The sequence below is a fragment of the Nocardia brasiliensis ATCC 700358 genome (assembly GCF_000250675.2).
GTDB lineage: Bacteria > Actinomycetota > Actinomycetes > Mycobacteriales > Mycobacteriaceae > Nocardia > Nocardia brasiliensis_B.
This window is the reverse complement of the sequence record NC_018681.1, coordinates 6635191-6652842: the sequence shown is the minus strand read 5'-3', so window position 1 is coordinate 6652842 and position 17652 is coordinate 6635191. Positions and strand designations below refer to the sequence as shown.

Genomic DNA, 17652 nt, shown 5'->3' with positions numbered 1-17652 from the left:
CACATCGTTTCGGGCAACCGACTTTGCTGTGCGCCGTGAGCGACGTAATCTCTCGCCCATGACGAGCGGAAACCGCATCGCGATCGTCGGCGCGGGTATCGCAGGTCTTGCCTGCGCGAAAGTGCTGATCCAGAAGGGTTTTCCGGTCGAGATATTCGACCGTGCACCCGATGTCGGTGGCGTGTGGAGTGCGACCCGCAGGTACCCCGGGCTGCGAACGCAGAATTCCAAGAACACCTATCACTTCTCGGATTTCCCGATGCCTTCGGATTATCCGAAGATCCTCGACGGTCAGCAGATGCAGGCCTATCTCGACGCCTACGCCGACCACTTCGGCCTGCGGGCGCACCTGCGCCTCGGCACCGAGGTGGTCGCGGCCGATCCGGTGGACAGCGGCTGGCTGCTGGAGATCCGCGACGCGAGCGGCATACATCGGAGCTCCTGCGATCACCTCATCATCGCCAACGGTGTGTTCAGCGAGCCCGCGGTCCCGGATTACCGTGGTGCCGATCTGTTCCGGGCGGCCGGTGGCCAGCTGGGTCACTCGACCGAACTCGGCGATGTCGAGGCGGTGCGCGGCAAGTCGGTCGTCGTGGTCGGCTACGGCACCTCGGCCTGCGAGATCGCGACGGCGGTGAGCGAGGTCGCCGCCTCGACCACCGTGGTGGCGCGACGGCTGCTGTGGAAGCTACCGCGCAAGCTAGGCCGGGCCTTCGACTACGAGCGGATGCTGCTGACCCGGTTCGGCCAAGCGCATTTCCATCATCGCGAACCCGGCCGGATGGATCGTTTCCTGACCGGATCGGGAAACTCGTTCCGGGTCAGCAATTTCGACCTGATGCAGGAACTCGCGACCAAGCGCCTGCGGTTGCGCGAACTCGGCCTGCTGCCCGAGGGCGGCTTCGAGCAGATCGCGGAGAGCACCCTCGGCATCGCCGCCGAAGGCTTCTACGAGCAGGTCGGCAACGGCCGCATCGTGGTGCACCGCGACACCACCATCACCGAGATGCGCGGTGGCCGTGAGGCTCCCGCCGTGCAGCTGTCCGACGGTGCGATCGTGCCCGCCGATATCGTGGTCAGCGCCACGGGCTTCCAGCAGCGGGTGCCGTTCCTGACGCCGTACGTGCAGCGCAGGCTCACCGACGAGCAGGGCAACTTCCGGCTGCACCGGCAGATCCTGCCGCTGGACGTGCCGAATCTCAGCTTCGCGGGCTACAACTCGTCGTCCATCAGCACGGTCAGCGCGGAGGCCACCGCGCACTGGACCGCCGCGCTGCTCGCGGGTGAACTGCACCTGCCCGACCGTGACGTGTTGAGCGAACAGATCGACGCGCGCCTGAACTGGCTGGCCGAGCAGACCAACGGCCACCACGCGCACGGCACCGTGGTGACGCCCTTCTCCATCCGCGACATCGACGAGTTGCTGCGCGATCTGAAGTTCAAGCTGCCGCTCGGCACCCGTGCGGTGCAATGGTTGCGGCCGGTGCGGCCGGAGTCCTACCGCGGACTGACCGCCAAGCAGCACACCGAGCCCGAACCGGCGCCGCCCGCCGCGATGGCCGAGCAGACCACCGGTCATCCCGAGTTCGGGCCGACCTCGGGTCATCCCGAATTCGGACCCCAGGGCCCGCCGCAGGTCCCGCGTCCCGAGGCCGGGCCGCAGTCGACCGAACTGAGGACTCCGGATCCGCTCGCCGACGCGCCCACCGAATTCCTGCCCGTCCAGGCCCGCGGGCCCGCGGATCAGCGTGCGGGTGGGCGCTAGTCCCCTCCGTCGCCTCCGCGGGCCGGCTCGCCGGACTTCGAGACAGGGCTAGGTCCTCCGGCTGACGAATCCACTTCGGCGCGGCCAGGACTCGCCGGGGGTTGTCGGCGCCACAATGTTGGGTGCAGACCGTTCCACTGGTGATAATCCAGGAATGGAGGCGCTGGACATGAATCTGCTCGTGGCCCTCGACGCGCTACTGGAGACGAACAGCGTCACGCGGGCCGCCGAGCGGTTGCACACCTCCCCGCCCGCGATGAGCCGGACATTGGCTCGACTACGCCGGGTGCTCGGCGACCCGCTGCTGGTCCGGGCGGGCCGCACGCTGGTGCCGACCCCGCGCGCCCTCGAACTGCGGTACGAGGTAGCCACGTTGGTCACCCAGGGGCGCGCGCTGCTCACACCGCGGGCCGCCATCGATCCGAGCGGGTTGAAGCGCAGCTTCGCGATTCAGGCCGAGGACGCCGTGCTCGCCGACTTGACCGCGCCGCTCCTGACCGCGGTGCGCGCACAGGCGCCGGGCGTGACATTGCGCTTCCTGCCCGAGACCCGGGAGGGCACCGCAGCCCTGCGCGACGGACGGGTGGACATCGAGGTCGGCGTCATCGAGCACGCCGATCCGGCGACGACGGTGCGCCGAGTGCTCGGGGACCGGATGCTCGGCATCGCCGCCGCCGATCACCCCCTGGTCACCGGCAGGGTCACCGTCGCCAGGTTCGCGACGGCCGCGCATTTGAGCATCTCGCGTACCGGGCAGGCGCGCGGCCCGATCGACGACCGGCTGGCGCTGCACGGACGCACCCGGCGCGTGCTGGCCACCGTGCCGACGCTGACCGCCGCGCTGTTCGCGGTGCAGGCCAGCGATCTGGTCTGTCCCGCGCCCGCGCTGCTCAGCAGGTCGGCGCTGCCCGCATTGGGGTTGTGCGCGTTCGAGATTCCGTTGCCGCTGCCCGAGGTGCCGATCGGCATGGCCTGGCATCCGCGCAATACCGCCGACGCCGGGCACCGCTGGTTGCGCGAACTGATCGCCGCCGTCCTCGCGCGGACGGCCGACGACGCGGGCGCTCAGGACGAGGGCGGGCTGGACAAGCGGTAGTCGCGCGGCGTGTCCGTGCTGCGCTCGGGCTGATAGCCGGTCGAACTCAGATCGGTGGCGGGCGGACCGAAGATATCGTTGCGGCCGAGCGGGGCCGCCGCGGTCTTCTTCAGTTCGTCGAGCATCGCCTGCAACTTGTCCACGTGCGTGTTGTCCACGGGGATCAGGCTTTCGTCGGAGGCGCGGTGCGCGCCGGTGAGCGCGACGCCGTTCTCCTCCGGCGTGGCGCCGTTCGTGCGGCCCGTGCCGTAGTCACCGCTGTCGTGGGCCGCGGGAACCATGCTCTCGTACGGCTTTTCCTGCGGACTGGTGAAGTTCTGATAGGGCGACCCGACCGATTCGCGCGGGGCGGTGAAGCTCGACTGCCGCGAGGGCAGCGGCTCGCGCGGGGTCGGGGCCGTGAATTCCTGCGCGGCGGGCGTCGGTTCGCGCGGCACGGCGACCGGTTCGCGCGGTGTGGTGACCTGCTCCCGCGCCGCCTGGATCGGCTCGCGTGCCGCCGTGACCGGTTCGCGGGGCGTGGGTGCGGTGAAGCCGGAGGGGGAGCCCTGCTCGTGGGTCACGGGTTCGCGGGGGGCGCTGAAACCGCGTTGCGGCACCGCGTTCAACTCGTGCGCGGCGGAATCGCGGGCCGTGCCGTTCTCGCTGCCCGCACCGCCCTCGTAGCGCCGGGACCCGCCCTCGCGCGCTGCCGGGGCTTGCGCCGCGGCCTCGGACTCGTGGGTGGCCGGCTCGCTTGCCGCGGCATTCCTGCGGGTCGCGCGGGGTAGCGGCGGGCGGGCGGCCGCCGGGGCGGCGTGTTCCGCGCCGGCCTCGACCTTCTCCAGCCGCCCGTCGATGCCTGAAATGTCCTGTCCAGCACGGAAAGCCCAGGCCTCCAGCTTGGCGAGCCTGGCCTCGATGCCGTGCTCGGCCGGTGGGATCGGGACCGCACCGTCCACCCGGGCCGCCACGGCGTCCAGTTTGTCGCTGACCTCGCGCAGGACCGCCGCGATGCTCGACAACATCGCGCCGATCGACTCGTCGGCCTGCTGACCGTGCTCCATCCAGTACCCACTTCCCCGTATCGGCTCAGCTCACGCCGGGCCGGACGATTCTATCCGCCCACTTGGAAATACGCGGTTGCTGCTGTTGCCTCGCTCGAGCTCACGAACACCGGCTCGGTACCGGCTTCTCGGGATCTGATCGAAGCAGCGTAGGCGGACCGTCCCGCGCCATTGCAGGCGGTGGTCGGCGTGATCCGGTTTGTCCGGAACAGATCTGCTCGGCGATCGGCGCCGCCGAGGCGAATCAGCGACCAGCCGAGGCGCACCCCGGTCGTAGCCTATGCGGTTTCCCGCTCGGATGGCAGCCCGAAGCCATCGGATGGCAGCCGCGATCGCCGGGGCCCAGACCCCACTCGGCGCGCGGCGCGGTGTTGTCGCAGGATGGCGGCTACTGTCAATCCACGGGTATAAGCGAGGTGTTCTGGCCGCCCGGTACCCGAAATTCCTTGTGCCGCAGCCTACACCAGGTGCTGGACCGGAAATCTGCCATCGTGGCGCACCCGGGCGCGGGGTAAAGGGGACTGGCGAGGTTTGCGCGCGTGGCGCACTCTTGATCTATGGCGTAGGTCGCCAGGCCTGCGGAGGTGTGCAGGGGAGTGGTCGCGTGAGAACGAAGCAGTGGGCGGAGATCGCCTGCGGTCGCCGGGCGATGCTCGCCGAGTTGGGTATTGCGGACGGTCCGGGCAAAGCCCGTCGACAGTCCGCCGGATACGGCTGTAAGTGTCCGGAATGTGACGCCGCGCAATGGGATATGCGGCGGTTGAAGTATTGGCTGTGCGGCCGGTTGCTCGCGTTCGGCGCCGATGTGGCCGAGGTGGACCGGCGGGTGGACGGCGTGCCGGTGGACATCTACTGGCGCAAGGGCGAACGGGAGTTCGTCATCGAGGTGCGCAGCGGTCCGCTGGAACGGACGCTGGCACAGGAACATACGCAACGGATGCGCGCCGCCGGCGTCGCCGAGGTGCTGTGGCTGTGCCCGCCCGGGTACTGGGTCGACCATCTGCACGCCCTCGGCATCGCCGACTTCGCCCCGCCCGCATGCGATTACCTGACGGTGCACGGCATCCTCGACACCGTGCACAGCGCGGTCGCCGCACCCCGCCGCGACCCGTTCGAGTTGCGCGACTTCATCCACGGCTGGGTCACCGGCGACATCGTGTGGGGCTATCGTGACGTGACGACAGGAGGGTGGGCGACCGTGGCCGACTGGGAGCATCACACCAGGACACAGGCGACCATCATCGCCCGGCAGCGTCAGGAGCTGGTCAATCAGCGCACCGCGCTGGCCCTGTCCCGGAAAACCGTGCGTGACAAGCAGAAGAACGTCATGAAGCTGACCACCCGGTTGGAGCGGGCGGAGCTGGAGGCGCAGGAGCGGGCCGACGCGCTGGCGCAGGCGCGGCGCAAAATCGACGACCACCACCGCGTGGACACGATGCTGCGCAACACGATCAAGAGTCTGCAACAGACCATCAGTCACTGGCAGCTGGTGACCTGCTGCGCGATGATGCTGATCGTCACGTTCGTGGCGGGTGCGCTGGTGGTGCGCTGAGCCGGAACGGCGCACGGTCCCAGCGCCATTCGTGCCGCAACACCAGCGCGATGAAGTCGAGCAGCGGCAGGCCGGTCTCGTGCTGCAGGTGCCGGATCGCCGGCCACGGCACCGGGCCCTGCTCGACCAGCTCGCGTAACGCGCCCGCGTCGACCTTCCGGGCCAGCAGGTCGGGGACGCCGAGCAGGCTGCCGGTCCAGATCAGCCAGCCCCAGCCCTTCTGGTGCGCGTAGGCGCGCGCCGCGGCCGACTTCGCTCGATTGACGTGGAAGGCAACGTGTCCGAGCGGTTGCACGTCGATCAGCACCACGCGCCCGTCGGTGAGCCGCGCCGCGATGCTCGGGTAGCCGAGCCGTTCGACGCCGTCGATGGTGTAGCCGACCGCCACGGGTTGTTCCTGGAACGAGTCGACCAGGTCGCTCGCGTTGAGGATCCAGAGCAGCCGCGCCGCCAACCCCGAATCGAACGGCACATCGCGGCCCACCTTGTCCAGGTAGAACCGGCCGCGGCCGTCGTCGTCGCTGTCGACGGTGCGTGCCGAGGACAGCGGTAAGGCGTCAGGGGTCGTCGTGCCCGGCCAATCCACCTGACCCAGCCACGGATTCAGCTGACTCGTCGCGCGCGGTTCGGCGTCGCGGAGCTTGGCCAGCCGCCGGTTCGTCTTCTTCTGCCAGGCCGCGATGCGCTGGGACACGAATCCGGAGACCCGTTTCGCGTCCTCGGCCGCATGCCCGGCCAGCCGCAGCTTCAGATACGACAGCTCGTGGGCCGCGATATCGGTGTCGGTGGCATAGGTCTCGACCAGCAGGGCCCGGACCAGTTGCTGGTCACGGGCGCCGACGGGGTAGCGCTGAGCGAACACGCCCAACGCACGGTGCCCGCTCAGTTGCGCGTCGCGGATCAGCTGGCCCACCGCCTTGGTGTGCAACTGGCGGATCCGGTCCCGCGAAAGGTCGTAGCGCGCCCCGATTTTGGCCAGGGTTTCCGGCTGCTCGCCGCTGACACCCAGCCGGGCGGACAGGATCTCACCGGTCTTGGCTTTGCGGTCGGCCTGCAACACGATCAGTTCGGCCAGCAGCTCGTTGATCTCCTCGAGTTCGAACGAGATGTCGTCCTGCAGATCGAGTAGCTCGGGGTCGGTGCCGTCCGACGCCTCGAGCTCCCGGCTTGCCGTCACGCTGCGACCCCCTCGGCTCGGTTGCACTGTCGGCTCAGCCTAATGCCGGGTACCGACAATTCGGCCGCACCGAAGGGGTCACAGCGGTCGGTAGCTCAGACCCCCAACTCGGCGGCCGCCAGCGCGGTGCCATCGATCCGCGCCTTGATCTTGGCGAACGCGGTATCGCGGGAGGTCGAGGTGTCGTCGGCGAAGGGGGAGAACCCGCAGTCGTCACAGGTGCCGAGCCGGTCCACCGGGATGTGGCGGGCCGCGGCCAGCACCCGATCGCGGACCTCCTCCGCGGTCTCCACCCGCGGATCGATCGGATCGGTGACGCCGACGAAGATCCGGGCGTCCGCGGGCAGATGCTCGGCGATCACCGCGAGCACCTTCTCCGGATCCGGTTCGCTGGCGAGCTGGATGTAGAAGTTGCCCGCCTTCAGCTGCAACAGTTTCGGCAGCAGCTGGATGTAGTCGACGTCGAGGCTGTGCGTGGAATCCTGGTCGCCGCCGGGGCAGGTGTGCACCCCGATCCGCGCCCGCTCCTCGGCCGAGAAGCGTTCCAGCACCAGATTGTTCAGCTCGATGAACTGATCGAGCACCCCGCCGCTCGGGTCGAGCTTGAGCGAAAGCCGTCCCTCCGTGAAATCGAGCTGCACCGCCGGCGCGCCCGCGTCCAGGCATCCGCGAATATCGGCTTCGGCCTCGGCGATCAGGTCCGCCAGGAACGTCTCGCGGGGATAGTCGGCGATGCCGTCCGCCGGATACAGCAGGCTCAACGCCGACGGCGCGATGACGGCCTGCTTCACCGGCAGGTTCGTCGCCGCCTGTGCCGAACGCAGATAGTCCGCCGCGTGCGCCTGGTAGCGGAACGGTCCACCGGTCAGCACCGGCAGTTGCCGCTGATGCCCGTCGGCGAAGGGAATCACCGCGCCCTCCGCGGCGAGGGTGGTCAAACCGGCGATCGGATAGGTGACAAAACTGGGTTTCGACTGTTCGCCGTCAGTGACGATCGGGGAACCTACCTGTGCCATGCGTTCGAGGGTGTCACTGACAGCCCGCTGCTGGATCTCAGCGAGCGCAGCGTCATCGATTTCGCCTGCACCATGGGCCGCCATGGCGGCCTGCAATTCGCGGGGACGGGGAATGCTTCCGATTGGCTCCGTGGGGATGCTCACATTTTGCAGTTTAGGGGAATAACACTGTCCATGATCGTCAAATGGACTGTGCCTGTTCGTGACTCGCGTGGATCGGCCAGCGCTTCGTCGACAGATCTGACAAAGTATGTGCCAGGGTTCGGCATCGACACATGCGGTTGCCGCATGAATCCGTGAAGGGAACTGGACGGCACTATTCGACCTTCGTCGTTTGTCGGTCTCGGGAACACTTCGGGGCCGCGCGGGCTTACAGCTGTCGTAGTAATGAGGTCGGCCGGTGGTGCTGTGCCGAGTCGGTCCCGGAGAACGGAGTTCGAAATACCATGACCCGCACCATGCGCGCGTTGCAGCAGCCGTCCCTGACCGGTCCGCAGGACATGCGGTTGATCGCCGACGCGCCGGTGCCGGCGCCGGGGCTGGGGGAGGTCCTGCTCCGGGTCACTGCCGCCGGGGTGAACTTCGCCGACGTCATGCAGACCCACGGCACCTATCACGGCGGACCTCGAGCGCCCTACCTCGCCGGTTTCGAGGCCGCGGGCGAAGTCGTCGCCCTCGGTCCCGGCGTCACCGAGCCCGCGCTCGGCGCACACGTGATCGGCACCGGTTACGGCGCTTTCGCCGAATACATGGTGCAGGACGCCGCCGCCGTCGCGCCGATCCCGCCCGGCTGGTCCGACGAACAAGCCCTCGGCCTCATCCTCAACTGGGCCACCGCCCTCGCCGCGCTGAAACCCTTGGGCCGCATCACCCCCGGCGAAACCGTCCTCATCCACGCCGCCGCCGGCGCGGTCGGTCAAGCCGCCGTCCGTCTCGCCAAACATTACGGCGCCACCGTCATCGCTACCGCGTCCCCCGACAAGCACGACACCGTCCGCGCAGCAGGCGCCGACCATGTCATCGATTACCGCACCGCCGACGTCGCCGCCGAAGTCCTGCGCCTCACCGACGGCCACGGCGCCGATATCGTCCTGGAATCCGTTGGCGGCGAAAACTTCCGCGCCAGCCTCGCCGCCGCCCGCCGCGTCACCGGCCGCGTCATCGTCTACGGTGTCGCCGCCGGCGAATCCGCGGTCACCAACTGGGAGTTGAACTTCGAGCACCCCATCCACGTCATCGGCCTACACCTGGGCATCCTCATCCAATCCGCCCCCACCCTCTTCACCGACCTGATGACCGAACTCGCCACCCTCATCGAATCCGGCGTCTACCCACCCGGCAGCCCCACCATCTACGACCTCGTCGACGGGGCGAAAGCTCTCGTAGCGCTCGAATCACGCTACACGACAGGGAAACTCGCGATCCGTCCGTGAAGCTGTTGCGCGTCCGTCCGGTGGTTCGGCGTTTCCGTCCGGTGGTTCGGCGTTGAGGGTTGTTCGGAGTCTCGACGTGGGGTTCGTGCATCGCGAGCCCCACAACCCGTTTACGTTGACCGGGATCCGCCCCGAAGGGATTCGATCTACTCGATCGTCCTTCTCACTGCGACTGGGACCGTCTCCCGTAGATCGCCTCGCTGGATAACGGAAACTCGTGCCGCACTTCACCGTTGCTCGTGTAGCGGACTAGATTCATGGAATCGGTGAAGACCCAAGCGTCCAAGTTGCGAGAGGCGGCCGGGTCACGCCGCGCGGAGCGTATCAACCTCGGCGTCAGTGCAATTCCGCCGATGTGTCCGAGCCGCCGCAGCACCCACAGACCTTCCCGACACCCCACAGCCCGACTCGCCGCACGCCACGCCGTCTCGCCGTCAACAAAGTCTGTGAGGTCACTCCGCTGCCCGCTGCCCGCTGCCCGCTGCCCGCTGCGCCCGCAGTTCACCGAGCTCACAGACCTTCCCGGCACCCCACAGCCCGACTCGCCGTACGACACGCCGTCCCTCTGTCGCCCAAGTCTGTGAGGTCACTCCGCCGCCTACCGCCCTGACTACGCCGCCCCACCGCTCACCGCGCCTGCAGCTCATCGTCAACCGCCGCATCACGCATAAACCACGTCACCGAGAACCCCAAACCCCCCCAACAAGAAAGGCCCCCTCGAAAGGGAGCCTGACCTGGTACTACGATGGTGCGCGATACTGGGATTGAACCAGTGACCTCTTCCGTGTCAGGGAAGCGCTCTCCCGCTGAGCTAATCGCGCGAGGTGGAGACGGGAATCGAACCCGTGTGCACGGCTTTGCAGGCCGTTGCCTCACCACTCGGCCACTCCACCGTGCGAAGGGGGACGGCGAAACTAGTTTGCCTGGCCCTACCTCTCGAGCGGATGACGGGATTCGAACCCGCGACCCTCACCTTGGCAAGGTGATGCGCTACCAGCTGCGCTACATCCGCGTGCATCTCGGTGGCTGTTCCGGCCTCCGTGGTGCGAGACAGAACATTAGCCGACGCCCGGTGAAAGCTACAAATCGGCTGGTAGAACGCCTGAAATCCAGCAGGTTGCCACTGTGGCGGAGGTGGCCGATGTGGTTGAGGAGGACCTAGTGGTCCGAGAGGCACCGCCGCCCCGACCACTCCGCATCTCGCCCTAGCCCGAGAGTCTCACTGCGTACGGCGACCCAGGCCCGATCTGACCCGACGACTCGGTCCGGCCGGTCCTGCGACCCGGCACCGCGGTGCACCCGGCGATCGTGCCCCGCCCCCGCGATCTGGCTCGGCGATGTGGTTTGGGCTCGGCCCGCGACCAGCCCAGCCCTGCGGTGCGAGATGCGACCCGGCTCGGTTGTGTGGCCCGGCCCACCGGTGTGGGCCAGGCCGATGATCCGGCCTAGCTCGGCGTGCAGTCTGGCTCAACGCCGGGGCTGGCTCGAGGTGCGGTCCGGTCCACAGATGTGGCCCAGCCCGGGGATATGGCCGAGCTATCCGACTGACCTCGGGATCCAATCCGGCGACCGGTCGCGCCAGGCCGCGTCTCCGGTCGCTGTCGAAACCCGCACTGCCCGAACGCCGTCCGTCCGCAGCGCACTCGCCGAGCCGATCCACCCCCACCCGCTTGCCCCTCATCAGGGTGGCGATTTGGTGAACCGCCGGTGCCCCGTGCTAATGTTCCATCTCGTTCGAAGCGCACTCCAAGCGCCCAGAACACTCCTCCCGGTCCCATAGCTCAGCGGGAGAGCGCTCGCCTCACACGCGAGAGGTCGCTGGTTCGAAACCAGCTGGGACCACCGCAGAATGCCAGGTCATCGCAGTAATAGTGATGAACTGGCATTTTTTGTGCCCGCGCTGCGGCTCGTACCGCACGGGCATCCCGCCACTGAACTGGTCACCTGGCCTAATTGTTGTCTTCGACTGCGCTGCGCGTCGGATAGGATCTGCGCATGATCATCCGTCGACCCGCGCGAGCACTGGTGGTACCTGCTCGCGTGCGTGCGGGTCGGCGACCGTGCCGCGGGGTGGATCGCCTGCCCACCGGAAGGCTCTGGATCACCAGACCCTAGGCCGTCTCGCCGACGGCCCGGCCCCGCACATCAGCAAGACGCCTGCAGTGCAGGCTGGTTTTGCTGTCTTCGACGGGGCCTGTCGGCATTTCTTGCCCTTTTACCGAGCAGTGTGCGGCCTATTCGGTCGTGCGCCGCTTCGGGCCCTCTCCGTCGCAAGGAATGATCATGTTCAATTCTGGAATTGCCCGTGCCCAACGGGATCAAGCGCCCGCCACGCGCCGTGCGTGGCTGGGACTCGCGGTGATAACCACGGCACAACTGCTGATCATCGCGGACGCGTCGATCATCAATATCGCCCTGCCCGCAGCGCAGCAGGCGCTGCATATCTCGGACGTGAATCGGCAGTGGGGTGTCTCGAGCTATGTACTGGCCGTCGGGGCGCTGCTACTGCTCGGCGGCCGGGTGGCCGACTTCCTCGGGCGTCGTAGAGCTTTCGTCATCGGGCTCATCGGCTTCGCTGCCGCCTCGCTGGTCGCCGGTCTGGCTCAGCACCAGCTGGTGTTCTTCTTTTCCCGTGCGGCACAAGGGGTCTCGGCTGCATTGTTGACGCCGGCGGCGCTGGCACTACTCGCGTCGATCTTCACCGAACCCGCCGCACGCGCGAAAGCGCTCGGCATCTACGGAGCGGCCACCAGTATGGGCGGCATCCTCGGATTGCTCGCCGGTGGGCTGCTCACGAGCCTGGCGTCCTGGCGATGGTGCATGGTGATCGCGACGCCGATCGCGCTACTCGGTGCCGTGGGCGCTGTGTTCTCGCTGCCGGAGTCCCGGACCGACGGTGACCATCATTTCGACCTGTTCGGTGCCCTGGCCGCCTCCCTCGGCGTCGTGTCGTTGATCTACTGCATCGGGGCCTTCGAGAACGGCAGTGTCGCCCAGGTCCTTTCGATGGGTGCGCTCGCCGTCGTCGCATTGACGATATTCGTCGTGTGGCAGCGGCGAAACCCGCACCCGTTGCTGCCGCTTCGCATCGTGTTCGATCGGATGCGCGGTGTCAGTCTGCTGTCGGTGCTGCTCAGCGCGATGGCGTTGACGGCGGTGTTCCTGCTGCTGAGCTTCTACCTGCAGCGCGTGCTCGGCTACTCGGCCATCGCGTCGGCGGGTGCCTTCGTGCCATGTGCGGCGGTCGCGACCCTCAGTTCGATTGCGACAGGACGGTTGTTACCGCGCTTCGGCGCGCGGGCGATGATCACGACGGGGTTGACGATCAGCGCCGCCGCAATGCTTCTCCTGACCCAGATCGGCGTGAGCAGCAATTATTGGCTGAGCGTGCTACCCGCGCTGCTCTTGATCGGGGTCGGTGTCGGTCCGACGCTGGTGTCCGCTTCGGCCGCGGTGCTGAGCCGGATCCCGGCGTCGGACTCCGGAATTGCCGGTGCGAGTTACAACGTGGCGAACGAGCTGGGCACCGCCTTCGGTGCGGCCCTGCTGTCCACGATCGCCGCCGCCGCAACCCGGCACAGCGATGCGCCGGCGGCCACGGCCGAAACACAGGGCTACGCAGTCGCATTCGGCTGCAGTGCCGTGCTCCTGCTGGCCGGCGCCGCACTCGCCGTGGTGCTGTTACGCGAAAAATGCTGACACCCAGGGGCGCAGCTCGCCGCCACGGGCTGCGCCCCGCGCCAGGTAACCCCTGGTCGCGCTGACTCGCGCAGCCGATCAGGCGCGGTGTTCGACGAACCCGCCGTCTGCGGTGCCCGTAACACGGTCAGGTCGCCTACCGCGTCCACCGTGGTCTCGGCTGGGTGCACGGTGCACGCACGTCGAGGTCCAGAGACGCTGGCGAGGGAAAGGTGTCACGACCGTCAAAGGGAGTGGGCATGTTGTCGACCAAGTCCAGCCGACCATCAATCGTGTGCTCGCCACGGCGTTCGAACTCTTCGCCGAGCACGGTGCCGAACGTCGATCTCCTGACGATCATCGAACAGGCCGACGTGAGCGAGAAGTCGTTCTTCTACCACTTCGGTTCGAAGGACGAATTGTGCGAGCGACTCGTGTACGACGGGCGTTCGCAAGTGGCCAGCATGATTCGGCGGCGGGAAGCATGGCACGGTCCCGCGATGATCACCTTGATCCATGTTTGGGTGGCCGCGCTCGCGGCGGGCCCGAAGCAGAACATGATCGCCGTCGAGGTCCCGCACGCCGATCCGGTCGACGGTATCGGTCTGCTCGGGGTCCGTCGGCAGTGTAGGGAAACGCGGAGAACACCGCGGTCAGGGAATCCGATTTCCCTAGGCTCGATTCGTGGCGACCTATACGGACTTCCCGGAAAACCTTGCGACCGAACGGCTCCGGCTGCGGCCCTGGCTGCCCTCGGACGCGGCGGACTATCGCGCGCTGTGGGCTGAGCGGGATCCGCGGGCCCGGCATCGGATCGGTGCGGACGGGCGGCCGACGGTCGAGGACATGCGTGTCTGGCTGGCGGCCAACCCGCTCGGTCCCGATCCGGGGTTGGGGTTGCGTCCGATCGAAAGACGCGACACCGGTGAGTTCGTCGGCTACTGCGGCCTGATTGTCGGGCAGGGGTCCTTCGACGAACCGGAGATAGCGTACGAACTGGCGCAACGCGCGCACGGTCACGGGTATGCCACCGAGGCGGGCCGGGTTGTGGTCGAGGCGGCGGCGCGCACCGGCCGGCGGCGATTGTGGGCGACCGTGCGCGAATGGAACACCGCCTCGTTCCGGGTGCTGGCGAAGCTCGACTTCTACGACAGCGGGCGGGTCACCCCGGATCCTGTTCGCGGCGACTCTATTTGGATGACCCGCGTACTCGATTAGCCATCCGCCGTGGTGCCGAAATCGTATACGATTACTCCAGCGAGTATCCGGAGGAACGATGATGGCATCGGCACATTTCACCCCCGCTCTGAATCTCATCGACGGCACCTGGCGCGACGCCGACGAGCACCGGCTCAGCTACGACCCCGCCACCGGAGATGTCATCGGGGAGTATGCCTTCGCCACCCGCGCACACATCGAGGAGGCGATACAGGCCGCTCGAGCGGCGTTCCGCACGACGGAGTGGGCCACCGATCGCCGGCTGCGGGCCAGGGTGCTCGGCGCGATGGCCGATGCGGTCGAAGCGAATCGGGCGGCGCTGATCGACCTGCTGTCGCTCGACAACGGAAAGATCAAGCGGGAAGCCACTTTCGAGATCGACATGGTGGCGCCGAAGCTGCGCTGGTGGGCGGCCATGGCGCTGGCGGATTCGGCCGGGCGCGCGTCGGACATGGGTCAGGGGCGGACATCGATCGTGCTGCGGGAGCCGGTGGGCGTGGCCGGGGTCATCGTGCCGTTCAACGCGCCGGTGATCCTGGCGGTGCGCTCGCTGGCACCGGCCTTGGCGGCGGGGACCACGGCGGTGGTCAAATACCCGGAGGAGACCGCGCAGATCTGCGCGCTGTTCACCCGAATCATCGCTGAGGTCAACGATTTACCCGATGGCGTGCTGAACACGGTCGTCACCGACGGCAGCGGTGGTGCGGTGCTCGTCGAGTCGCCCGATGTGCCGGTCATCAGTTTCACGGGCAGTACCACCACGGGACGCGCGATCGCCGCGGCCGGCGCCGACCGGCTCAAGCGCTTCGGTCTCGAGCTGGGCGGCAAATCGCCGATGATCGTGTTCGACAGCGCCGACCTCGACGCCGCCGTTCCGGTCCTGACCGACGCGGTGACGGTCTTCGCGGGCCAGTTCTGCATGGCCGGATCCCGTCTGCTGGTGCACGAATCGCTGGCCGAGGACCTCGGCAAGCGGTTGCGCACGTCGTTCGAGGCGGTCCGGCCCGGTCCGGCAAGCGATCCCGCGAGCGATATGGGACCGCTTATTTCGCGACAGAACGTCGAACGGGTCGACACCGTTGTGCGGGAGGCCATTTCGATGGGCGCCGAGGTCATCGTCCGGGGCGGGCCGTCGTCCGATCCGCGCTTGCGGGGCGGTGCCTTCTACGATCCGACGGTGCTGGCGGTCCGGGACAACTCGCTGCCGATCGTGCAACGGGAAACCTTCGGCCCGGTGCTGACGGTGCAGACCTTCCGCACCGAGGACGAGGCGATCGCCCTGGCCAATTCGACCGAATACGGGTTGGCCGCCAGCATCTGGACCCGCGACGTGGACCAGCCCCTGCGCGTGGCCCGCCGCATCGAGGCGGGCACCGTCTGGATCAACGACTGGGCGGCGGTCTACGACGAATTCGAGGAGGGCGGCTACAAGCAGAGCGGCCTCGGCAGACTCAACGGGCTTGCGGCACTGGAGGATTTCGTCGAGTACAAACACATCGCCTTCGCCGCGGCCGAGCGGCACTGAATCAGCGGACGCTGCTCGAAACCCAGGGGCGGACCGCGCACGCCTTGGCCGGGAGCGCGCGGTCCGCGGTAGCGGTCAGCCGGGGATGTCCGTGTCGACGGCGATGTTCACCCAGCTGGGGGCGTTCGGGTCCAAGCGGACGTGCTCCGGTTTCAACGCGGTGTCGACCATGAGCGGAGTCGGCGGCAGCCCTTTGGGGAAGTTGCCCGCGTAGACGTCGACGCGCAGGCGGTGGCCGGGCTGTAGCACCGCCTCGATCGGGGTGAGCGCGATATCCAAGGTGACCGGTTGACCGGGCAGCGTCGGCTCCCGCTGTGCCAGGTCGATGTAGTACTTGGGTGCGGTGTAGTCGCCGTTGGCCGAGGTGGTGCTCGCGACCGGATCCACTTGGCGCAGTGAAGCAGTGAGCTGTCCGGTGCTGATCTCGCGCGAGTTCCCGTCGGGGGCGACGTCGTTCACCGTGGCTACCCAGAAGCCGTCGGCGGCGTCGTGGACCACGTTGAGGTGCACGGCGATCGGCCCGGATATGGCGGTCGGAGTCGCCACCGGTGCGCTGGTGAAAGTCAGGCCGCTGTGCTCCCAGATCCGGGAATCCTCGGTGCAGGCCAGCACGATCGAGGTGGCGCCGCCCGAAATACGTGCCATATCCCGGGAACACAGGCTGAGCAGGCTCGGCGCGACGGTCAGATCGCGCACTGTCGTCTGCCGTGGTTCGGCGGACAGCCCGCCGTCGATTACGGCATGGGGCGCGGTTGCGGAGTTGATGTCGTTCAGATACATGCGCCGATAGGTGACTTCCCGGTTCGGGAACTCGAAGTCGGCGCGCCAGCCGCCGCCCTGCTGGCGCAATGTGAGCGGGCTGAAGTGCTCGATTCCGTTGTCGATTCCCTTGAGCCACTTGTCGAACCAGGCCCGTTGCAGTACGTCCAGGCGCGGCGGCATACCGGGGTCGCCGAAGCCGAGGACACCGGGAGCGGCGTGGTAGCCGTCGCCGATGATGATCTTCTTCTGGTCCGGCGACAGCTTGCTCAGCCCGTTGAAGGTCTCGGCCGGTGTCGAACCGAAGATGTCGAACCAGCCCGCCACCATCATGACCGGTGTGCTGACGTTGGCGAGGTCGGTCACCATCGCCCGCCGGAACGGCGAGCCCGGTGTGAACATATCGCGCGCCTTCTGGGTGAGCTGGCCGATCGAGGTCGAGCCGTAGCCGTTCGCCACCACGTCCAAATAGGTTGCCGGATCGGCGATCCGGTCGCGCAGCCATTGCAATTGCTGTGCGGTGTCCCATCTTCCGGAGACGATCGAGGCGACGTCGGGCAGCATCTTCGACAGGTTCACCGCGAGCAGCCAGATCGGCAGGAAGGCGAAGCCGATGCCGCCGCCGGGGGCCGCGATGTCACTCATGATGTCGCTGCTGGGTACCACGCCGAAGTTCGCCTTCAGATGCGGATTACCGCGGTCGGTGGCCTGCAGCGCGGTGATCGCGGTCATCGACGCGCCCATGGTGCCGACATTGCCGTTGCTCCAGGGTTGCGCGGCGATCCAGTCGATGACCTCTTGCGAGTCCTGCCGCTCCCGCTCCGCGAAGAGCTGCCAGGCGCCCTCGGAGGCGCCGGTGCCGCGCAGGTCGACCTGCACCAGGGTGTAACCACCGCGGGCCAGTTGGCGTGATTGCGCGATGGACTGCACTATGCCGGTACTCAATTGCCTGGTGATATTGGTGATCCCGGCGAACGCCGTGCCGTCGAAGTTGAATTGCGCGATGAATGGAAACAGCACTTCCTCGATGCCGGGCAGATCCAGCAGCCCCTGAGCGAGAGTGATGGCCTGTTTGCCGTAACCCTGGATCTGCAGAATCGTCGGACGCTGCCCCGGAGCCATCTGCCCGTGCACCGCGGGGTGCGTGATGTCGGCCTTCAGCGTGACCCCGTCGCTCATTTCGATGGGCACCGACAGGTCCGCGACGATGTCCGAATACTGTTGCGGGCCATCGGTTGTCGCGGTCCATTGCGCGGCCAGATCGCCGCCGTCGAATCCGGTGTACCAGGTGTCGGGATCGGCCGAGGCCGCCGGTATCAGGAAGGGGACCAGCGCTGCCGCGGTCACCACTGCCACGCCGACGCGGAGGGCAATTCTCATCGTCTGA

The 17652-nt window shown here is 67.6% G+C and carries 12 protein-coding genes and 4 tRNA genes; 9 read left to right on the top strand and 7 right to left on the bottom strand.

All coding sequences use genetic code 11. The annotated features are described in order from the left end of the window. The first annotated feature begins 58 nt into the window (after window positions 1-58). Window positions 59-1765 carry a flavin-containing monooxygenase gene (locus O3I_RS29365; RefSeq protein ID WP_014986645.1) on the top strand — a complete coding sequence of 569 codons (1707 nt, stop codon included), beginning with the start codon at window positions 59-61 and terminating at the stop codon, window positions 1763-1765. Between the two features lie 154 nt (window positions 1766-1919). After that, window positions 1920-2861: a LysR family transcriptional regulator gene (locus O3I_RS29360; protein ID WP_014986644.1), complete on the top strand. Its 942-nt coding sequence runs from the start codon at window positions 1920-1922 to the stop codon at window positions 2859-2861. Here O3I_RS29360 and O3I_RS29355 read toward each other — a convergent pair. Then, window positions 2831-3907: a hypothetical protein gene (locus O3I_RS29355; RefSeq protein ID WP_014986643.1), complete on the bottom strand. Its 1077-nt coding sequence runs from the start codon at window positions 3905-3907 to the stop codon at window positions 2831-2833. The genes O3I_RS29360 and O3I_RS29355 overlap by 31 nt on opposite strands. Window positions 3908-4511: 604 nt before the next feature. On the opposite strand from O3I_RS29355, the gene O3I_RS29350 reads away from it, so the two are divergent. After that, entirely contained in the window at window positions 4512-5459 is a 948-nt protein-coding gene (locus tag O3I_RS29350) for a hypothetical protein (protein ID WP_237748150.1), read from the top strand. Here O3I_RS29350 and O3I_RS29345 read toward each other — a convergent pair. Both O3I_RS29345 and O3I_RS29340 read right to left on the bottom strand, forming a co-directional pair. After that, complete coding sequence (locus O3I_RS29345) at window positions 5425-6636, bottom strand: sigma factor-like helix-turn-helix DNA-binding protein (RefSeq protein WP_014986641.1); 1212 nt, start codon at window positions 6634-6636, stop codon at window positions 5425-5427. The two genes, O3I_RS29350 and O3I_RS29345, sit on opposite strands and share 35 nt — an antisense overlap. Before the next feature lie 95 nt (window positions 6637-6731). Further along, the gene (locus O3I_RS29340) at window positions 6732-7796 is read right to left on the bottom strand and encodes a cobalamin-independent methionine synthase II family protein (protein ID WP_041562949.1); all 1065 of its coding nucleotides are present in this window, start codon (window positions 7794-7796) and stop codon (window positions 6732-6734) included. 302 nt (window positions 7797-8098) lie between these two features. On the opposite strand from O3I_RS29340, the gene O3I_RS29335 reads away from it, so the two are divergent. After that, window positions 8099-9085, top strand: a complete 987-nt coding sequence (locus O3I_RS29335) for an NADPH:quinone oxidoreductase family protein (RefSeq protein WP_014986639.1) — start codon at window positions 8099-8101, stop codon at window positions 9083-9085. A 746-nt stretch (window positions 9086-9831) separates the two neighbouring features. Here the strand turns inward: O3I_RS29335 and O3I_RS29330 are convergent. The 3 genes from O3I_RS29330 to O3I_RS29320 all read right to left on the bottom strand — a co-directional run bounded on the left by O3I_RS29330 (window position 9832) and on the right by O3I_RS29320 (window position 10097). After that, window positions 9832-9906, bottom strand: a tRNA-Val gene (locus O3I_RS29330). Between the two features lies 1 nt (window position 9907). After that, window positions 9908-9978: transfer RNA gene (locus O3I_RS29325), tRNA-Cys, on the bottom strand. Between the two features lie 46 nt (window positions 9979-10024). Further along, a tRNA-Gly gene (locus O3I_RS29320) sits at window positions 10025-10097 on the bottom strand. Between the two features lie 758 nt (window positions 10098-10855). Here O3I_RS29320 and O3I_RS29315 point away from each other — a divergent pair. The 5 genes from O3I_RS29315 (at window position 10856) to O3I_RS29300 (ending at window position 15506) form a co-directional block, all read left to right on the top strand. Continuing rightward, window positions 10856-10927 (top strand) — tRNA-Val (locus tag O3I_RS29315). Between the two features lie 441 nt (window positions 10928-11368). Continuing rightward, a complete protein-coding gene (locus O3I_RS29310; protein ID WP_014986638.1) occupies window positions 11369-12784 on the top strand; it encodes an MFS transporter in 1416 nt (471 codons plus the stop codon). Window positions 12785-13023: 239 nt separating this feature from the next. Continuing rightward, complete coding sequence (locus tag O3I_RS44165) at window positions 13024-13551, top strand: TetR/AcrR family transcriptional regulator (protein ID WP_081594177.1); 528 nt, start codon at window positions 13024-13026, stop codon at window positions 13549-13551. Continuing rightward, complete coding sequence (locus O3I_RS29305) at window positions 13448-13981, top strand: GNAT family N-acetyltransferase (RefSeq protein ID WP_014986637.1); 534 nt, start codon at window positions 13448-13450, stop codon at window positions 13979-13981. Before O3I_RS44165 ends, O3I_RS29305 begins: the two co-directional genes overlap by 104 nt. Window positions 13982-14039: 58 nt before the next feature. Next, the gene (locus tag O3I_RS29300) at window positions 14040-15506 is read left to right on the top strand and encodes an aldehyde dehydrogenase family protein (protein ID WP_014986636.1); all 1467 of its coding nucleotides are present in this window, start codon (window positions 14040-14042) and stop codon (window positions 15504-15506) included. Between the two features lie 75 nt (window positions 15507-15581). Here the strand turns inward: O3I_RS29300 and O3I_RS29295 are convergent, their stop codons facing one another. Continuing rightward, complete coding sequence (locus tag O3I_RS29295) at window positions 15582-17645, bottom strand: CocE/NonD family hydrolase (protein ID WP_041562948.1); 2064 nt, start codon at window positions 17643-17645, stop codon at window positions 15582-15584. Window positions 17646-17652 lie beyond the last annotated feature (7 nt).

Bases quoted from the DNA above. Each gene is read 5' to 3' on its own strand.
- O3I_RS29365 (WP_014986645.1), top strand. From the start codon at position 59: ATGACGAGCGGAAACCGCATCGCGATCGTCGGCGCGGGTATCGCAGGT.
- O3I_RS29360 (WP_014986644.1), top strand. From the start codon at position 1,920: ATGGAGGCGCTGGACATGAATCTGCTCGTGGCCCTCGACGCGCTACTG.
- O3I_RS29355 (WP_014986643.1), bottom strand. From the start codon at position 3,907: ATGGAGCACGGTCAGCAGGCCGACGAGTCGATCGGCGCGATGTTGTCG.
- O3I_RS29335 (WP_014986639.1), top strand. From the start codon at position 8,099: ATGACCCGCACCATGCGCGCGTTGCAGCAGCCGTCCCTGACCGGTCCG.
- O3I_RS29310 (WP_014986638.1), top strand. From the start codon at position 11,369: ATGTTCAATTCTGGAATTGCCCGTGCCCAACGGGATCAAGCGCCCGCC.
- O3I_RS44165 (WP_081594177.1), top strand. From the start codon at position 13,024: ATGTTGTCGACCAAGTCCAGCCGACCATCAATCGTGTGCTCGCCACGG.
- O3I_RS29300 (WP_014986636.1), top strand. From the start codon at position 14,040: ATGATGGCATCGGCACATTTCACCCCCGCTCTGAATCTCATCGACGGC.
- O3I_RS29295 (WP_041562948.1), bottom strand. From the start codon at position 17,645: ATGAGAATTGCCCTCCGCGTCGGCGTGGCAGTGGTGACCGCGGCAGCG.